Annotated in this window: 21 protein-coding genes; 7 read left to right on the forward strand and 14 right to left on the reverse strand. The window is 63.2% G+C overall.

The window, feature by feature from the left end; genetic code table 11:
- Complete coding sequence (phnH, locus tag GGQ64_RS21755; RefSeq protein WP_183807602.1) at positions 1-609, reverse strand: phosphonate C-P lyase system protein PhnH; 609 nt, start codon at positions 607-609, stop codon at positions 1-3.
- Complete coding sequence (gene phnG, locus GGQ64_RS21760) at positions 606-1,076, reverse strand: phosphonate C-P lyase system protein PhnG (protein WP_183807445.1); 471 nt, start codon at positions 1,074-1,076, stop codon at positions 606-608. The genes phnH and phnG overlap by 4 nt, the downstream gene beginning before the upstream one ends.
- A gap of 130 nt (positions 1,077-1,206) precedes the next feature.
- Here phnG and phnF point away from each other — a divergent pair, with 130 nt between their 5' ends.
- Positions 1,207-1,929: a phosphonate metabolism transcriptional regulator PhnF gene (phnF, locus tag GGQ64_RS21765; RefSeq protein WP_183807446.1), complete on the forward strand. Its 723-nt coding sequence runs from the start codon at positions 1,207-1,209 to the stop codon at positions 1,927-1,929.
- A 62-nt stretch (positions 1,930-1,991) separates the two neighbouring features.
- Here the strand turns inward: phnF and GGQ64_RS21770 are convergent, their stop codons facing one another.
- A complete protein-coding gene (locus tag GGQ64_RS21770) occupies positions 1,992-2,156 on the reverse strand; it encodes a DUF1328 domain-containing protein (RefSeq protein WP_183807447.1) in 165 nt (54 codons plus the stop codon).
- A gap of 168 nt (positions 2,157-2,324) precedes the next feature.
- On the reverse strand, positions 2,325-2,522 hold the full coding sequence (locus GGQ64_RS21775) for a CsbD family protein (RefSeq protein ID WP_183807448.1): 198 nt from the start codon (positions 2,520-2,522) through the stop codon (positions 2,325-2,327).
- Positions 2,523-2,709: 187 nt separating this feature from the next.
- Between GGQ64_RS21775 and GGQ64_RS21780 the strand changes: the two genes are divergently transcribed.
- Both GGQ64_RS21780 and GGQ64_RS21785 read left to right on the forward strand, forming a co-directional pair.
- Positions 2,710-2,865, forward strand: a complete 156-nt coding sequence (locus tag GGQ64_RS21780; protein WP_112599171.1) for a DUF3309 family protein — start codon at positions 2,710-2,712, stop codon at positions 2,863-2,865.
- Positions 2,866-2,899: 34 nt separating this feature from the next.
- A complete protein-coding gene (locus tag GGQ64_RS21785) occupies positions 2,900-3,160 on the forward strand; it encodes a glycine zipper domain-containing protein (protein ID WP_183807449.1) in 261 nt (86 codons plus the stop codon).
- 75 nt (positions 3,161-3,235) lie between these two features.
- On the opposite strand, the gene GGQ64_RS21790 is transcribed toward GGQ64_RS21785, so the two are convergent.
- Complete coding sequence (locus tag GGQ64_RS21790) at positions 3,236-3,421, reverse strand: NepR family anti-sigma factor (protein WP_183807450.1); 186 nt, start codon at positions 3,419-3,421, stop codon at positions 3,236-3,238.
- A 150-nt stretch (positions 3,422-3,571) separates the two neighbouring features.
- On the opposite strand from GGQ64_RS21790, the gene GGQ64_RS21795 reads away from it, so the two are divergent.
- The gene (locus GGQ64_RS21795; RefSeq protein WP_183807451.1) at positions 3,572-4,375 is read left to right on the forward strand and encodes a response regulator; all 804 of its coding nucleotides are present in this window, start codon (positions 3,572-3,574) and stop codon (positions 4,373-4,375) included.
- An 88-nt stretch (positions 4,376-4,463) separates the two neighbouring features.
- Here the strand turns inward: GGQ64_RS21795 and GGQ64_RS21800 are convergent, their stop codons facing one another.
- The 8 genes from GGQ64_RS21800 to GGQ64_RS28225 all read right to left on the reverse strand — a co-directional run bounded on the left by GGQ64_RS21800 (position 4,464) and on the right by GGQ64_RS28225 (position 11,367).
- Positions 4,464-4,811: a RidA family protein gene (locus tag GGQ64_RS21800; protein WP_183807452.1), complete on the reverse strand. Its 348-nt coding sequence runs from the start codon at positions 4,809-4,811 to the stop codon at positions 4,464-4,466.
- Positions 4,812-4,969: 158 nt separating this feature from the next.
- On the reverse strand, positions 4,970-5,491 hold the full coding sequence (locus GGQ64_RS21805) for a gluconokinase (RefSeq protein ID WP_343059538.1): 522 nt from the start codon (positions 5,489-5,491) through the stop codon (positions 4,970-4,972).
- 10 nt (positions 5,492-5,501) lie between these two features.
- Complete coding sequence (locus tag GGQ64_RS21810; protein ID WP_183807454.1) at positions 5,502-6,329, reverse strand: dipeptide ABC transporter ATP-binding protein; 828 nt, start codon at positions 6,327-6,329, stop codon at positions 5,502-5,504.
- On the reverse strand, positions 6,326-7,180 hold the full coding sequence (locus GGQ64_RS21815) for an ABC transporter ATP-binding protein (protein WP_183807455.1): 855 nt from the start codon (positions 7,178-7,180) through the stop codon (positions 6,326-6,328). The genes GGQ64_RS21810 and GGQ64_RS21815 overlap by 4 nt, the downstream gene beginning before the upstream one ends.
- Entirely contained in the window at positions 7,180-8,097 is a 918-nt protein-coding gene (locus GGQ64_RS21820; RefSeq protein ID WP_183807456.1) for an ABC transporter permease subunit, read from the reverse strand. The genes GGQ64_RS21815 and GGQ64_RS21820 overlap by 1 nt, the downstream gene beginning before the upstream one ends.
- 12 nt (positions 8,098-8,109) lie before the next feature.
- On the reverse strand, positions 8,110-9,114 hold the full coding sequence (locus GGQ64_RS21825; RefSeq protein ID WP_183807457.1) for an ABC transporter permease subunit: 1,005 nt from the start codon (positions 9,112-9,114) through the stop codon (positions 8,110-8,112).
- A gap of 97 nt (positions 9,115-9,211) precedes the next feature.
- Positions 9,212-10,807, reverse strand: coding sequence for an ABC transporter substrate-binding protein (locus tag GGQ64_RS21830; RefSeq protein ID WP_183807458.1), 1,596 nt, complete (start codon positions 10,805-10,807; stop codon positions 9,212-9,214).
- Positions 10,808-11,001: 194 nt separating this feature from the next.
- Positions 11,002-11,367: a hypothetical protein gene (locus GGQ64_RS28225; RefSeq protein ID WP_343059546.1), complete on the reverse strand. Its 366-nt coding sequence runs from the start codon at positions 11,365-11,367 to the stop codon at positions 11,002-11,004.
- Here GGQ64_RS28225 and GGQ64_RS21835 point away from each other — a divergent pair.
- Together GGQ64_RS21835 and GGQ64_RS21840 are read left to right on the forward strand one after the other, a co-directional pair.
- Positions 11,308-11,898, forward strand: a complete 591-nt coding sequence (locus GGQ64_RS21835; RefSeq protein WP_343059544.1) for a helix-turn-helix transcriptional regulator — start codon at positions 11,308-11,310, stop codon at positions 11,896-11,898. The genes GGQ64_RS28225 and GGQ64_RS21835 overlap by 60 nt on opposite strands.
- A 197-nt stretch (positions 11,899-12,095) precedes the next feature.
- Positions 12,096-12,503 carry a response regulator gene (locus GGQ64_RS21840; RefSeq protein ID WP_183807460.1) on the forward strand — a complete coding sequence of 136 codons (408 nt, stop codon included), beginning with the start codon at positions 12,096-12,098 and terminating at the stop codon, positions 12,501-12,503.
- Between the two features lie 75 nt (positions 12,504-12,578).
- Here the strand turns inward: GGQ64_RS21840 and rirA are convergent, their stop codons facing one another.
- On the reverse strand, positions 12,579-13,043 hold the full coding sequence (gene rirA / locus GGQ64_RS21845) for an iron-responsive transcriptional regulator RirA (protein WP_183807461.1): 465 nt from the start codon (positions 13,041-13,043) through the stop codon (positions 12,579-12,581).
- A 168-nt stretch (positions 13,044-13,211) separates the two neighbouring features.
- Here rirA and GGQ64_RS21850 point away from each other — a divergent pair, with 168 nt between their 5' ends.
- A complete protein-coding gene (locus tag GGQ64_RS21850; protein WP_183807462.1) occupies positions 13,212-14,246 on the forward strand; it encodes a Fe(3+) ABC transporter substrate-binding protein in 1,035 nt (344 codons plus the stop codon).
- The last annotated feature ends 67 nt before the right edge of the window (positions 14,247-14,313 follow it).

A 14,313-nucleotide genomic window follows, 5' to 3' on the forward strand; every position in this document is an offset into this window, starting at 1 on the left:
TCAGGCCTCCCGGTTCTTGATGACGGTGGTGCGCGGCAGGCAGAGGACGCGGTCGCCGGCAACGAGGATCAGGTCGACGCCGCGCGGAAACATCGCCCGGTTGGCTTCGGCCAGCGCCACGAACGTGTCCGGCAGACCCTGCGGGGCGATCACCGCCTCGTCGCGGATCCCGGGGCCCGACAACTTCAGCGGGCGTCCGTCCTCGAAGCTGTCGACCTCGACCACCAGCGTCGCGGAGCGGTCCGGATATTCCTGAGTGCCCGGCGAGAACAGGGCGAAGCCGGGCAGCACTGCCTCTTTCTCGACGAAGGCGAAACGGGCCTCGTGCTTCTCCCCAGTGATGGGGGCGCCGGTGTGGAACGACAGCCAGCCGGGCAGCTTCGATCTTGCCAGCTGCGGCGTCAGCCAGACGGGCGTGTCGTGGTCGCAGAGCGTCAGCGCGACGGCACCGGCAGCAACGCCGAGCGGCTGCGGCGGCCGTGCCGTGGCCGCGATCGTGCCGATCGTGCCCGGACGGGCCATGCAATCCATGACCGTGCGGAACACGGATTGGGCGGCAAGGACCGGCTCGGCGAAGGCGCCGGAAAAGATCTGCGTATCGGCCATCAGTCGTCTCCCCGGACCATGGTGAAGAAATCGACGCGAGTGGCGGCCGTCTCGCGGGCCTTGCGCGTGTCCTCGCCTTCGATGCGCTCCGCGATTTCGGCGAGCAGGCGCTCGGCCGCCGGTGCGTGTTCGGGCAGTTGCAGCAGCGCATCGAACACGGCCGCCAGCCGGGCCTTTTCGCCGTCGGTGCCGAGCGCCTGGCCGTGGCCGACGACGCCTTGAAGGCGGACGCTGGCGCGCGTCGCCGTCACCTCGCCGAGATTGAACGGCTGGCCGCCGCCGCCGATCCGGCCGCGCACCATGACGAGCCCGGTCTCCGGGCCGCGGACCGGCTCGGCTTCCGGCCTCTTGGGCAGCGCCGCCCAGGCCTGCTCCAGCTCGCTCCGCGTCGCCTTCGCAAGCAGCCCCATGGCTTCTCTTCGCCTTTCCGGCGCAATGTCCGAGGGGATCTGGTTCACGCCAGGTGCCATCGCCAATTCTCCAACTGTGTCTCACCAGTTGTCTATTGATCTAGACAACTATACATCGTATGATCCCGTCTTACCGGTCGAAGATGACAGGCTTGTGACGGAGCGGAGAGAGACGAATGCGGGGACAGGAATGATCGAGCGCCGATCAGGCGTGGCGCTGTGGCGGCAGATCGCGGACAGGATGCGCCTCGCCATCAACAATGGCGACTATGACGAAACCGCCATGATGCCGTCGGAGGCGACGCTGGCGGAGAAATTCGGCGTCAACCGGCATACGGTGCGGAGTGCGCTTTCGGCGTTGGCGGACGAAGGCATGGTGCGGGCGGTTCAGGGCGTGGGTACGCTGATCGAGCGGCGGGACCGGCTGACCTTTCCGATCTCGCGCCGGACGCGCTTCTCGCAAGGCCTCGGGGACCAGGCGCGGGAACTGCAGAGCAAGCTGATCGAACAGACGATGGAACGGGCAACGCCGGTCATCGCGACCGCGCTCGAGATCGCGCCGGGGACCGACTGCATCCGGCTGGATACGCTCGGGATCGCTGATGGAAAGCCGATTTCATCGGCGACGAGCTATTTTCCGGCCGAGCGGTTCGCCGGGATCGGCGCGGCCTACCAGCGCACGGGCTCCATCACCAAGGCGCTGGCCGAGCTCGGCGTCGACGACTACGTGCGCCGCTCGACGGAGATCTCGGCGATCCACGCCGAAGGGGCCGACGTCCGGTTGCTGAAGCTCTCGCCCGGCGCCATCCTGCTCGTCACGACGGCGATCAACGCCGATACCCGCGGCGACCCCATACAATATTCCCGGTCGCGCTTTGCCGCGGACCGGGTCAAGTTCTTCGTGGAATCCTGAATAGAGAAAGGGCGGAGCCCTGAGGCCTCGCCCTTATCGCTGTGCGTCATTTCATGCGCGCATCAGACCCGCCGGGACCAACCGAACAGCAGGGATATGACCAGCAGCGCCAGGAATACGAAGAACAGAATCTGCGCGATGCCTGCGGATGCGCCGGCAATACCACCGAAGCCAAGAACGCCAGCGATAAGCGCGATGACCAGGAAGACAACAGCGTAGTAAAGCATACCGGGAACTCCTCTTTTCATTGTCGGGGGAAGAACGGGGATGCCAGTAAAAAGTTCCGCGACGAATATTCGCACAACGCGGCAAATTTCATTTCGACAAACATAAACCGCCGCGACGACGGTCGCGGCGGTTTCCGAACGCCGGTCGTGGACGCCGGCCATGAATGATCAGTGGCGGCGCTGCCATTCGTCGATCTGGCGCTCGGCCTCATCCTTAGCGATACCGTAGCGCTGCTGGATCTTGCCGGCGAGTTCGACACGGCGACCGTTGATGACGTCCAGATCATCGTCCGTCAGCTTGCCCCACTGTGCCTGGGCCTTGCCCTTGTATTCGGTCCACTTGCCTTCGATGATGTCCCAGTTCATGTGCATCTCCTTTCGGATTGGGTTACGGGACATAAAACGCCCGGGTCCCGCGATCGTTCCGCCGAAACACGAAAACCTAAGGCCCGGACTTCGTTTTCGAATTTCTATTTCGCCGGGGAACAAACCTGTTTGTCACGCATTTACCGGCCATCGAAACAGAACTGCCTATCCTCTGGGGAGACGACTGATGCTTGGTACGGTACTACTCATCATCCTTATACTGCTTCTGATTGGCGCGCTGCCGAACTGGGGCTACAGCCGAGGCTGGGGATACGGGCCCTCCGGCGGGCTTGGACTCATCGTCGTCATTCTGCTTATTCTCGTCCTGATGGGACGCATCTGACGCGCACGCCATTTCAACAAAGGAAGACAAAACAATGAGGAATCTTATCGTCGCCGGCGCCATCGCCCTTTCCGCCCTGGCGGTCACGTCCTGCACGCAGACCGAAAGGGGTGCCACGATCGGTGCCGCGTCCGGTGCGATCATCGGCGGGGCTGCTACGGGTAAAGTCGGCGGCGCCGCAGTCGGGGCCGTGGCCGGCGGTGCAATCGGTGCCTTGATCGGCAATGCCAACGAGCCCGGGCGCTGCATCTACCGCGACCGTTACGGCCGCCGTTATGAGGCACGCTGCCGCTAGGCGACGAGCCAGGGAAACAGGAAACGGGCCAATGGCCCGTTTCTTTGCGTGTGTCGGCCAGCGACGCGCTGTATGCTACGGGGTCCGGGCCTTGCGCTCGGCCTCGTCCAGCTTCTCGAGAAGATCGAGCAACTGGTCCGGCAGCGGTTCCGTCTCTATTGACTCGTAGAAGGACTTCAACTTGCGGCCGACGACACTGTTTGGATCGAGGGAATCCAACGAACTGCCCGGCTTCCGTCCGCCTGTCGCGGGCTTACGCATCACCGTGTGCTCCTTGATCCTCGCTCAACCATCTTCGTTTGGCCCCAAACCACCCGTATCGAACCGGGTTTCATTTCGCACCAAATTCGTTTCCGTGAGATGAATTTACAGGAAACGCGCCGGTTTCGAAACAAATTCAGGGAGAAGTAAATGTCACTATCCACCCGTATCGCACCTCATCTGCCCTTATTGCGGCGATTTTCGCGTGCCGTGACGGGATCCCAGACCTCCGGAGATGCATATGTGGCAGCGATGCTCGAAGCGCTTGTCGATGACATAACGCTTTACCCGGAGCGTTCGAATGACCGCATCAGCGTTTTTCGCCTCTACTGCACGGTCTTCGACAAGGTCCATGTGAGCATCCCGCAGACCGCCGAGTCTCCCTTCGGCTGGGAGCGGCAGGCCGCGGCCAATCTCGCCCATGTCACGCCTGCAGCCCGCAAGGCGTTCCTGCTCGTCGCCGTCGAAGGCTTCGAGCTTGCGGAGTGCGCCGATATTCTCGACGTTTCCGAGGACGAGGTGAGAGAGGCGCTGAACCAGGCGTCGCGCGAGATCTCCCAGCAGGTTGCGACCGACGTGATGATCATCGAGGACGAGCCGTTGATCGCGATGGACATCGAGGACATGGTGACGGCCCTGGGCCACCGCGTCACCGGTATCGCACGCACGCATGCCGAAGCGATCGAGCTCTACAACCGCAAGAAGCCCGGCATGGTGCTGGCCGACATCCAGCTCGCCGACGGCAGCTCGGGCATCGACGCCGTCAACGACATCCTCAAGACCAGCACCATCCCGGTGATCTTCATCACCGCTTTCCCGGAGCGGCTTTTGACCGGCGAGCGGCCCGAACCGGCCTTCCTCGTCACCAAGCCGTTCAACCCGGAAATGGTCAAGGCACTGATCAGTCAGGCGCTGTTCTTCGACGAACGCGCGCGGCTCGCCAAAAGCGCCTGACACAAGACGGCGCCGGGACGAGAGCCTGAGAACGAAAAGGGGCGGACCAGTTTGCCGGTCCGCCCCTTTTTTCTGACTTCCGCGCAGCTTAAGCCTGCACGGCGGTGACGATGATCTCGACGAGATATTCCGGGCCGGCAAGCTTGGATTCGCCGGTTGCGCGCGCGGGGGCATGCCCCGGGGCGACCCAGGCGTCCCAGACGGCGTTCATCTTCTGGAATTCCGTCATGTCGGCCATCCAGATCTGGGCGGAAAGGATGCGGGTCTTGTCGGAGCCGGCGAGCGCCAGCAGGCGATCGATCGAGGCCAGCACCTGCTTCGTCTGGGTTGCGACGTCTGCTCCGGGTTCGCCGACCTGGCCGGCCAGATAGACGACGCCGTTGTGGACGACGGCCTGGCTCATGCGCGCGCCGGTTTCAAAGCGAGTAATGGTCATCGGTTCGTTCCTGTCTTTATTCGTCTAGCCCTGTGGCCTGCACTCGCCTAAGCGCGCGGCGACCACCCGCCGGCGGGTATCGGAAGCGGCGGAAGGTCTATACGATTGCCGGCGCCGCTTTGCCAGCGCGATTGTGCCGGAGGGCGCTGCGGGCGGCGTTACCGCCGCCACTGCGCGCGCAGCCGTTCCAGGCTCGTCGCGACAATTTCGTCCAGCGGCGCATCGATATCGACGGTGACCACGCCCTCTTCCCCGCTTGGATCCTCCAGCGTCGCAAGCTGGCTGTCGAGCAGGCTTGCCGGCATGAAGTGGCCCTTGCGCTCCTGCATGCGGCCGATCAGGAGCTCGCGGCTGCCGCGGAGAAAGACGAAGGACAGATCGCCCCCCGCTTCCGCCCGCAGGCGGTCGCGGTAGGCGCGTTTCAGAGCCGAGCAGGAGGCGACGATGGGCGCCCCTGCCCCGGTTACCGTGTGCAGTTCGGCGCCGATCCGGTCGAGCCAGGGCCAGCGGTCGGCGTCGGTCAGGGGAATGCCCTTCGACATCTTGTCGATATTGGCCTGCGGATGAAGCTGGTCGCCTTCCAGGAAGCCAGCGCCAAGCGCTGCGGCCAGGCCCTCGGCGACCGAGGTCTTGCCGCAACCGGAAACGCCCATGACGACGACGGCCCTGCCGGTGCTCACCCCGAGGATCCTAGGCGCGCTTGCGCCGCTCGAGGCGGGCGCGGATCGCATCCACGTCGACGCGCGGCGTCGCGGCGAACAGCGTCTTGGTGTAGCTGTGCTGCGGATCGTCGAAGACCTGGTCGCGGCTGCCGTATTCGACCGCCTCGCCGAAGTACATCACCATCACTTCGTCGGCGATGTGGCGCACGACGGATAGGTCGTGGCTGATGAAGACGTAGGTCAGGTGGAACTCGTCCTGCAGGTCGGCCAGAAGGTTCAGCACCTGCGCCTGCACGGACAGGTCGAGTGCCGAGACCGGCTCGTCCAGCACGAGGAGGCGAGGATTGAGCATCAAGGCACGGGCGATCGCCACGCGCTGGCGCTGGCCGCCGGAAAACATGTGCGGATAGCGCGTGTAGTGCTTCTCCTCCAGCCCCACCTTCTTCAGCATCGCCATGGCCCGGTCGCGACGCTCGCCGGCCGGGATCTTCGTGTTGATGACGAGCGGCTCGGTGAGGATATCGCCGATCTTCTTGCGCGGGTTCAGCGAACCGTAGGGGTTCTGGAAGACGATCTGCACCTTGCTGCGCATGTCGGAGGACAGCGGCTCGCTGGCGATGTCGACTTTCGTGCCGTCGATCAGCATATCGCCGGCGGTGACCGGATCGATCATCGTGACCATGCGGGCGAGCGTGGACTTGCCGCAGCCGCTCTCGCCGACGATCGCGAGCGTCTTGCCCTCCTCGACCTTGAAGCTGACGCCCTTGACCGCGTGGACGGTCTTGCCCTTCTTCAGCAGGCTGCCGGGAATGTGGTAGTCGCGCACGAGATTGCGCGCTTCGAGAACGGGGGTCATCGTACGGCTCCCTCGAAGATCTGTTGGTCGGTGAGGTTTTCCGTGATCGTCGGCAGGCGGCCGCCGACGGCGTTTTCCGGCAGAGCCGAAAGCAGCGCCTTGGTGTAGACGCTCCTGGGGTTCTGGAAGAGCGACAACACGTCGGCCTCCTCGATCTTCCTGCCCTTGTACTGCACGATGACGCGATCGGCGGTCTCGGCGACCACGCCCATGTCGTGGGTGATCATGATCAGGCCCATGCCGTGCTCGGCCTGCAGCTTCATCAAGAGGTCGAGGATCTGCTTCTGGATCGTCACGTCCAGCGCGGTGGTCGGTTCGTCGGCGATCAGGAGCTTCGGATTGCAGGCGAGCGCGGTCGCGATCATCACGCGCTGGCACTGCCCGCCCGACATCTGGTGGGGGAAGTGGCCGAGGCGCTCCTCGGGATTGGGGATGCCGACCAACTGGAACAGCTCGATCGCCCGGTCACGGCGCGCCTTGCGGTTCAGGTCGGTGTGCACCCGCAGCACCTCCTCGATCTGGTAACCGACGGTGAAGCAGGGGTTGAGGCTGGCGACCGGCTCCTGGAAGATCATGGAGATCTCCCGGCCGATGATCTTGCGCCGGTCGGCGTCGCTCATCTTCTGCATGTCGCGGCCGTTGAACAGCAGCTTGTCGGCGGTGACCTTCGCCGTCCAGGGCAGAAGACCCATGGCGGCGAGCATGGAGACGGACTTGCCCGAGCCGGACTCGCCGACGATGGCGAGAACCTCGCCCTCGTCGACCTTGAGCGAAACGCCGTCAACGGCCCGGAAAGGTCCCGATGCCGTCTGGAACTCGACGACCAGGTTTTCGATTTCGAGGAGCGACATCACGACCTCTTCAACTTCGGATCAAGGGCATCGCGCAGGCCGTCGCCCATCAGGTTGATGGCGAGCACGGTGATGAGGATGGCCAGACCGGGGAAGGTGACGACCCACCAGGCGCGCTGGATGAACTCGCGCGCCTCGGCGAGCATCGTTCCCCATTCCGGCGTCGGCGGCTGTGCGCCCATGCCGAGGAAGCCGAGGGCGGCCGCATCGAGGATCGCGGCGGAGAAGGCGAGCGTCGCCTGGACGATCAGCGGCGCCAGGCAGTTCGGCAGGATCGTCAGGAACATCAGCCGCAGCGTGCCGGCGCCTGCGACCTTCGAGCCGACGACATAATCCTTGGTGCGCTCCGTCATGACGGCGGCGCGCGTCAGGCGCACGAAATGCGGCTGGTTGACGAGCGAGATCGCGATCATGGCGTTCAGGAGGCCAGGGCCGAGCACCGCGACCAGGACGAGCGCCAGCAGCAGCGACGGGAACGCCAGGATGATATCCATGATGCGCATGATGAAGGTATCGATCCGGCCACGGAAGTAGCCGGCAACGAGACCGATCAGCACGCCCGAGACCACCGACAGCGTCACGACGACGAGACCGATGAAGAGCGAGAAGCGCGCACCGTAGATCAGGCGCGAAAGGATGTCGCGGCCGACGGCGTCGGTGCCGAGGATATGGCCCCAGCTGCCGCCCTGCTGCCAGACCGGCGGCATGAGCAGCATGTCGCGGTTCTGGATGCTGGGGCTGTGCGGGGCGACGAACGGCGCGAAGACCGCGACGAAGAGGATGATCAGGAAGACCACCAGGCCGATGACGGCCCCCTTGTTGCGGGAGAAGTAGAACCAGAATTCGGACAGGCCGGACGGCGGCGGCGTGACCCCGGCGACCTTCGGATCAGCGGCCTTGGTATCGATTACAGTCATTTGAGCCACCTCCTAGTGCCGGATCCGCGGGTTGATGAACCCGTAGAGCAGATCGACGATGAGATTGACCAGCATGATGACGCCGGCGATCAGCATCAGCCCGCCCTGAACCACCGCATAATCGCGCTTGAACACCGAATCCACCATCCACTTGCCGATGCCCGGCCAGGAAAAGATCGTCTCGGTCAGGATCGCGCCGGCGAGCAACACGCCGACCTGCAGGCCGATCGTGGTGATGACGGGGATCATGGCATTGCGCAGCGCATGGATGCCGACGACGCGCAGCGGCGCCAGCCCCTTCGACCGTGCGGTGCGGACATAGTCCTCGCCCAGAACCTCGAGCATGGCCGACCGCGTCTGCCGCGCGATGACGGCGAGCGGGATCGTCGCCAGCACGATCGTCGGCAGGATCAGGTAGGTGACCGCCGACTTGAAGGCGCCGGCCTGCCCCGACAGGAGGCTGTCGATCAGCATGAAGCCGGTGACCTGCGGGAAGAAGTACATCAGCGAGATGCGTCCCGAGACCGGGGTCCAGCCGAGATAGCCGGAGAAGAAGATGATCAGCAGCAGGCCCCACCAGAAGATCGGCATGGAATAGCCGATCAGGGCGGCGCCCATGACGGTCTGGTCGATCCAGGAACCCCGCTTCACCGCCGCCAGCACGCCCGCCGGAATGCCGAGGCACACGGCAACGATGATGGCGCAGAGCGAGAGTTCCAGCGTCGCCGGGAACAGTTGCAGGAAGTCATCGAGCACCGGACGCTTGGTGACGATCGAGCTGCCGAAATCGCCGGTGACGAGCCCGCCGAGATAGTCGAAGTACTGGATGTACATCGGGCGGTCGAGGCCGAGCTGGTTCATCAGTTCGGCGTGGCGTTCGGGCGACATCACCCGCTCGCCGGACATCAGCATGACCGGGTCGCCGGGAAGAAGGCGGATGAACGAGAAAGCGATGAGCGATACCCCGAGGAACGTGGGTATCAGGACGGCGAGCCGTCCGAGTATGAAGCGTAGCATGGGAGCCAGATCCCTTATTGGAAAACCGGCGACCCGAATGTCCTCGAGCCGCCGGCCATTGCACGCTCTTTGCGGCGTGCCGTTCTCGTAGCCGATATTACTCGGCGATGTCCACGCCTTCGAAGACGAAGTCGCCAAGCGGGGACTGGACGAAGCCCGAGACCTTCTTGCTCATCGGAACGACGGCGAGCGAGTGGTCCAGCGTGTTCCAGGGCGCTTCGCGCTTGAAGATGACCTGGGCCTCTTCATAGAGCTTCGTGCGCTCGGCAACGTCGGAGGTTGCCTTCGCCTTCGTCATCAGGTCGTCGAACTCCTTGTTGCACCACTGCGCGCGGTTGTTGCCGCCCACGGCATCGCAGCCGAGCAGGGTGTCAAGGAAGTTGTCCGGGTCGCCGTTGTCACCCGTCCAGCCGAGGATGGCCGCACCGTCGCGGTCCTTGGCGGAGGAGAGCTTGAGGTACTCGGCCCATTCGTAGGAGACGATCTCGGCCTCGACACCGATCTTGGCAAGGTCAGCCTGCATGAGCTCGGCGGCACGGCGCGCGTTCAGCATGTAGGGACGAGCAACCGGCATGGCCCAGATCTTCATCTTGAGGCCCGAAACGCCGGCGTCCTCGAGCATCTTCTTGGCCGCTTCCGGATCGTACTTGTCGTCTTCGACGGCATCGTTGTACGACCACATGGTCGGCGGGATCGGGTTCTTGGCGACGGTTGCCGCGCCCTGGAAGACCGCGTCGACGATGGCCTGCCGGTTGATCGCCATGTTGAGGGCCTTGCGGACCTCGACCTTGTCGAACGGCGCAACCAGCGTGTTGTAGGCGAGGTAGGCGACGTTGAGGCCGGCCTGCTCGGAGATGTGCAGGTTCGGATCGGCCTTCAACTCGGCGACGTCAGCTGCGTTCGGATAGGACATCAGGTGGCATTCGCCGGCCTTCAGCTTCTGCGCGCGAACGGCAGCATCGGTCGTGATCGCGAAAACGAGATCGTCGATCGGCTGCTTGCCGCCCCAGTAGTCCGGGTTGGCCTTGTAGCGGATTGCAGCGTCCGGCTGGTAGGCGACGAAGGTGAAGGGACCGGTGCCGAGCGGCTGCTGGTTCATCAGCTCCATCTTGCCGTCAGCCTGAAGCTTGTCGGCATATTCCTTCGACACGATCGAGATGAAGGGCATGCCGAGGTTCGCCAGCAGCGGCGCTTCCGGGCGCTTCAGCGTGATCTTGACCGTCAGATCGTCGACCTTCTCGATCTTGTCGATGACATCGGGCAGGCCCATGCCGGAGAAGTATTCCCAGGACGCACCCGGAACGTACTTGTTCCAGGCATTGTCTTCCTTGTACTGGCGCTCGAACGAGAAGATGACGTCATCGGCGTTCAGTTCGCGCGTCGGCGTGAAATACTCGGTCGTCTGGAACTTCACGCCCGGACGCAGCTTGAAGGTGTATTCGGTGCCGTCCGCCGAGATTTCCCAGCTCTCGGCCAGCGCAGGCTCGACTTCGGTCGTGCCGCGCTTGAATTCCACCAGCCGGTTATAGACCGTGTGCGCGGCCGCGTCGAAGGTCTGACCGCCGGTGTAGAGACCGGGGTCGAAACCTTCCGGTGACGCTTCCGAGCAATAAACGAATGTCTTCGACCAGGCGGCGGATGCCATCATCGAGGCAAGTGCCGTGGCGGCAAGGAGAGTTGTCAGCTTTTTCATAGCGTGCTTCCCAGATTTTGCTTCTTATTCTCGTGTTTTCGGTCTCGGGAGCCGCGGGGCCCCGGCCTTGCGCGGATGGAACGATATTTGTCGCAGGAATGCAATAAGCCCGCTAATAAATTTATCCAGATGTAAAACAGTAGAGAAAAATCCTCCAACACAGGTTTTTCGGCGCCAATTTTAGCGGATGTACCCTACAGCTGGCAATGGCGCATGCCATGCGGCGTCGCCGTTCGGCATCCATCACGTTCCCATCGGCCGATAATCCCAAAAAAGGCGAAAATGCGTTGGCCGACGGTAAAGATGGCGTGATAAGTCTTGCCCCGACCGCCAGCAACGCTAGACTCCGCGGCAGAAATCTGGGGAACCGCGTGGCCGCACTCTCTCAGCAGCATCGTCGGTACGACTTCGAAGGCGATTTGGACAAGGCTCTCAATCGCGTCGACTTCTTCCGATTGTTTCACGGCATCGCCTTGCGATACGGGTTCGAGCACTTCTGCTTGTTCCAGGTTGCAGCCGAGATGGAGGGAAGCAATTTCTCCAGCAAGCTCGTCCTGCACGATTTGTCCGCCGGCCTCGCGGAGACCTATGACAAGCGGCACCGCTTCAGCGAATCGGACATCTGCAAGAGCCTGCGCCGTTCCGTCATCCCGACGGTCTGGCGCGCCCGGGACCAGGGCGCCTCGGGCGACGATGCGGAACACAGCCTCCTCGTCCATCTCGGTTTCGACCTCGCGGTCGTCGTGCCGTTGCAGGCGACATCGGGCGCGCGCTACGCGGTCATCTTTCTGGGCGACAACGGAGACATCGCACGCCAGCAGCATGTCGAGCTCTGCTATGAGGCGAACTGCGTGTTCGACTATTTCCACCGCGCCGTCCTTTCCGTCAGGACGGGCATGGGCCTCACGCCGCGCGAGACCGAAATCCTGCGCTGGATCTCTTATGGAAAGACCGCCAGCGAGATCGCACTGATCGTCTCCGTCTCGGAGCACACGGTCAACTCGCACACGGCAACGATCCTGAAGAAGCTCGATGTCGTCAACCGCACCCAGATGGTCGCAAAGGCGATCCGGGAGCAGATCATTCTCTGATAACCCAATATCCCTTGGGTAAAGCAACGCAGGGCAGGCAATCACAGGGCCGGGGGTTGTGAAGTGTCTCAGGTTGAACCAAAGTCGCATCGAGCTGGAAGAAGAAGAATCCGGCAGTTCGGCCAACAGTTGCTTCGCGCCGCCGCCAGTTATCGCTCTGGCGACAGCATCGAGCACCAGATCAACCCGAGTTCGTCATGACAGTCCCAGTAAACATCCTGCTCGTTGACGACGATCCCGCGGAAAACGTGATCATGCGGGCGGTGATGCGCAAGGTCACCAACGTCACGATCAAGCTGCACTACGTCGAGACGGTGGAGGCCGCGCTCGCATTCATCCGGTCCGCCGAGCCGCAGCTCGACCTGATCCTGATGGACAATCGCCTGCAGCCGCAGGCCGACTTCCGCGAAACCGTGCCCGAGCTTCGGCAGAACGGTTACATCGGCCCGATCGGCGTGATCTCGTCCTCCATCACGGACGCCTATTTCCAGAGCATCGACGACTACGGCGTGGATTTCCGAATCGACAAGGCGGAGCTGGACCCGACCGCCATAGGCTTCATCATCCAGGAATTTGTCGGCAAGGACATCCGCGCGGCCCAATAGACAACCGTTCCGGCACAACGAAAAAGCCCGCTCGGAGCATCCGAAGCGGGCCTTTGTTCATTCAGGACCGTGTGGTCAGGCAGCGGGCTGGCGCCGGGCCGCCGTTTCCTCGAGGCCCAAAAGGAAGCCGATCTGGGGGCGCGCCTTGACGAGATCGTCGATCGTGTACTGCTGCAGGACGTCGAAAAAGGCGTTCAGCGCCTTGCGAAGCGCCGCATTCAGCCCGCAACTGTCGACCAGCGGGCACTCCACCTCGCCAGCCTCGAAACACTCGGCCATCGCAAAGGAATCCTCGGTCACCCGGACAACGTCGAAAAGGGTGATCGCGCTGGCCGCCTTCGGCAGGCGGACGCCGCCGTTGCGGCCGCGCACCGTCTCGATCAGCCCGGCGCGGGTCAGCGGCTGCAGGATCTTGAAGAGGAACAGCTCCGATACGCCGTATGCCCTGGCGATCTCCGGAACCCGGCTCAGCTTGCCTTCATTCGCCGCGCAGTACATCAGCATCCGCACGGCGTAGTTAGTCTGCTTCGTCAGGCGCATTGCCGGCTCCAAATCCGTTCGATTGAATCTACATATAGGATGGATCGTAGTTTGGAACAATTCAAAAAAGCGGAAAATCAAATTCATGTTAGCGCTGGGTCACGTGTTGACTTGGCAGGGTACCGGACTAAAGGTGACTGCTCCAGTCCAGAAAAAAGGAGGATACCCGTGACCAACTTGAGACGATACGCGCTGGCTGTTGCGCTTACGACAGGAACGGCCGTGCCCGCGTTGGCCGACGGCGAAGTCAACATATACTCCTATCGGCAGCCGGACCTGATCAAGCCGCTGCTGGACCGCTTCACGGAAGAGACCGGGATTGCGACGAACGTGCTCTTCCTCGACAAGGGCCTGGTCGAGCGAATCCAGGCGGAAGGCGAGAACTCGCCGGCCGACATCATCCTGACCGTCGACATCAGCCGCCTGACCGAAGCCAAGGACGGCGGGGTGACCCAGCCGATCAAGAGCGCCGTCGTCGACAGCGACATTCCGGCCCAGTATCGGGATCCGGACGGCGGCTGGGTGGGCCTGACCACCCGCGGACGCGTGGTCTACGCGTCGAAGGACCGCGTCTCCCAGGACACAATCACCTATGAGGAACTGGCCGATCCGAAGTGGAAGGGCAAGATCTGCACGCGTGACGGCCAGCACTCCTACAATATCGGCCTGATCGCCTCGATGATCGCCGAGCACGGCGAGGCGGAAACCGAAACGTGGCTGACGGGGCTGAAGAACAACCTCGCCCGCAAGCCCGACGGCGGCGACCGCGACCAGGCCAAGGCGATCTTCGCCGGCGAGTGCGATCTCGCCCTCGGCAACACCTACTATGTCGGCCTGATGCAGACGAACGAAAAGGAGCCGGAGCAGAAGGACTGGGCCAATGCCATCAAGGTGCTGTTCCCCAACACCGACGACCGCGGCACGCATGTGAACATCTCCGGCGTGGCGATGGCCAAGTATGCCCCGAACAAGGAAAACGCACAGAAGCTCGTCGACTTCCTCGCCTCCGGCGAGGCGCAGGAGATCTATGCCGAGCAGGTCTTCGAATATCCGGTGATGCCGGGCAAGGAACCGGCGGACGTCGTCAAGGCCTTCGGCACCATCAAGCCGGCCACCCTTCCGCTCGCCGACATCGCTGCCAACCGCAAGAAGGCCTCCGAACTGGTCGACAAGGTCGGCTACAACGAAGGGCCGGAAATGTAAGCCAGGCGGCACCCATCGCAAACAGGAACGGCGGCCCTTGGGCCGCCGTTTTCATTTTCACCAAGCA

Source organism: Mycoplana azooxidifex, assembly GCF_014196765.1.
Classification (GTDB): Bacteria; Pseudomonadota; Alphaproteobacteria; order Rhizobiales; family Rhizobiaceae; genus Mycoplana; species Mycoplana azooxidifex.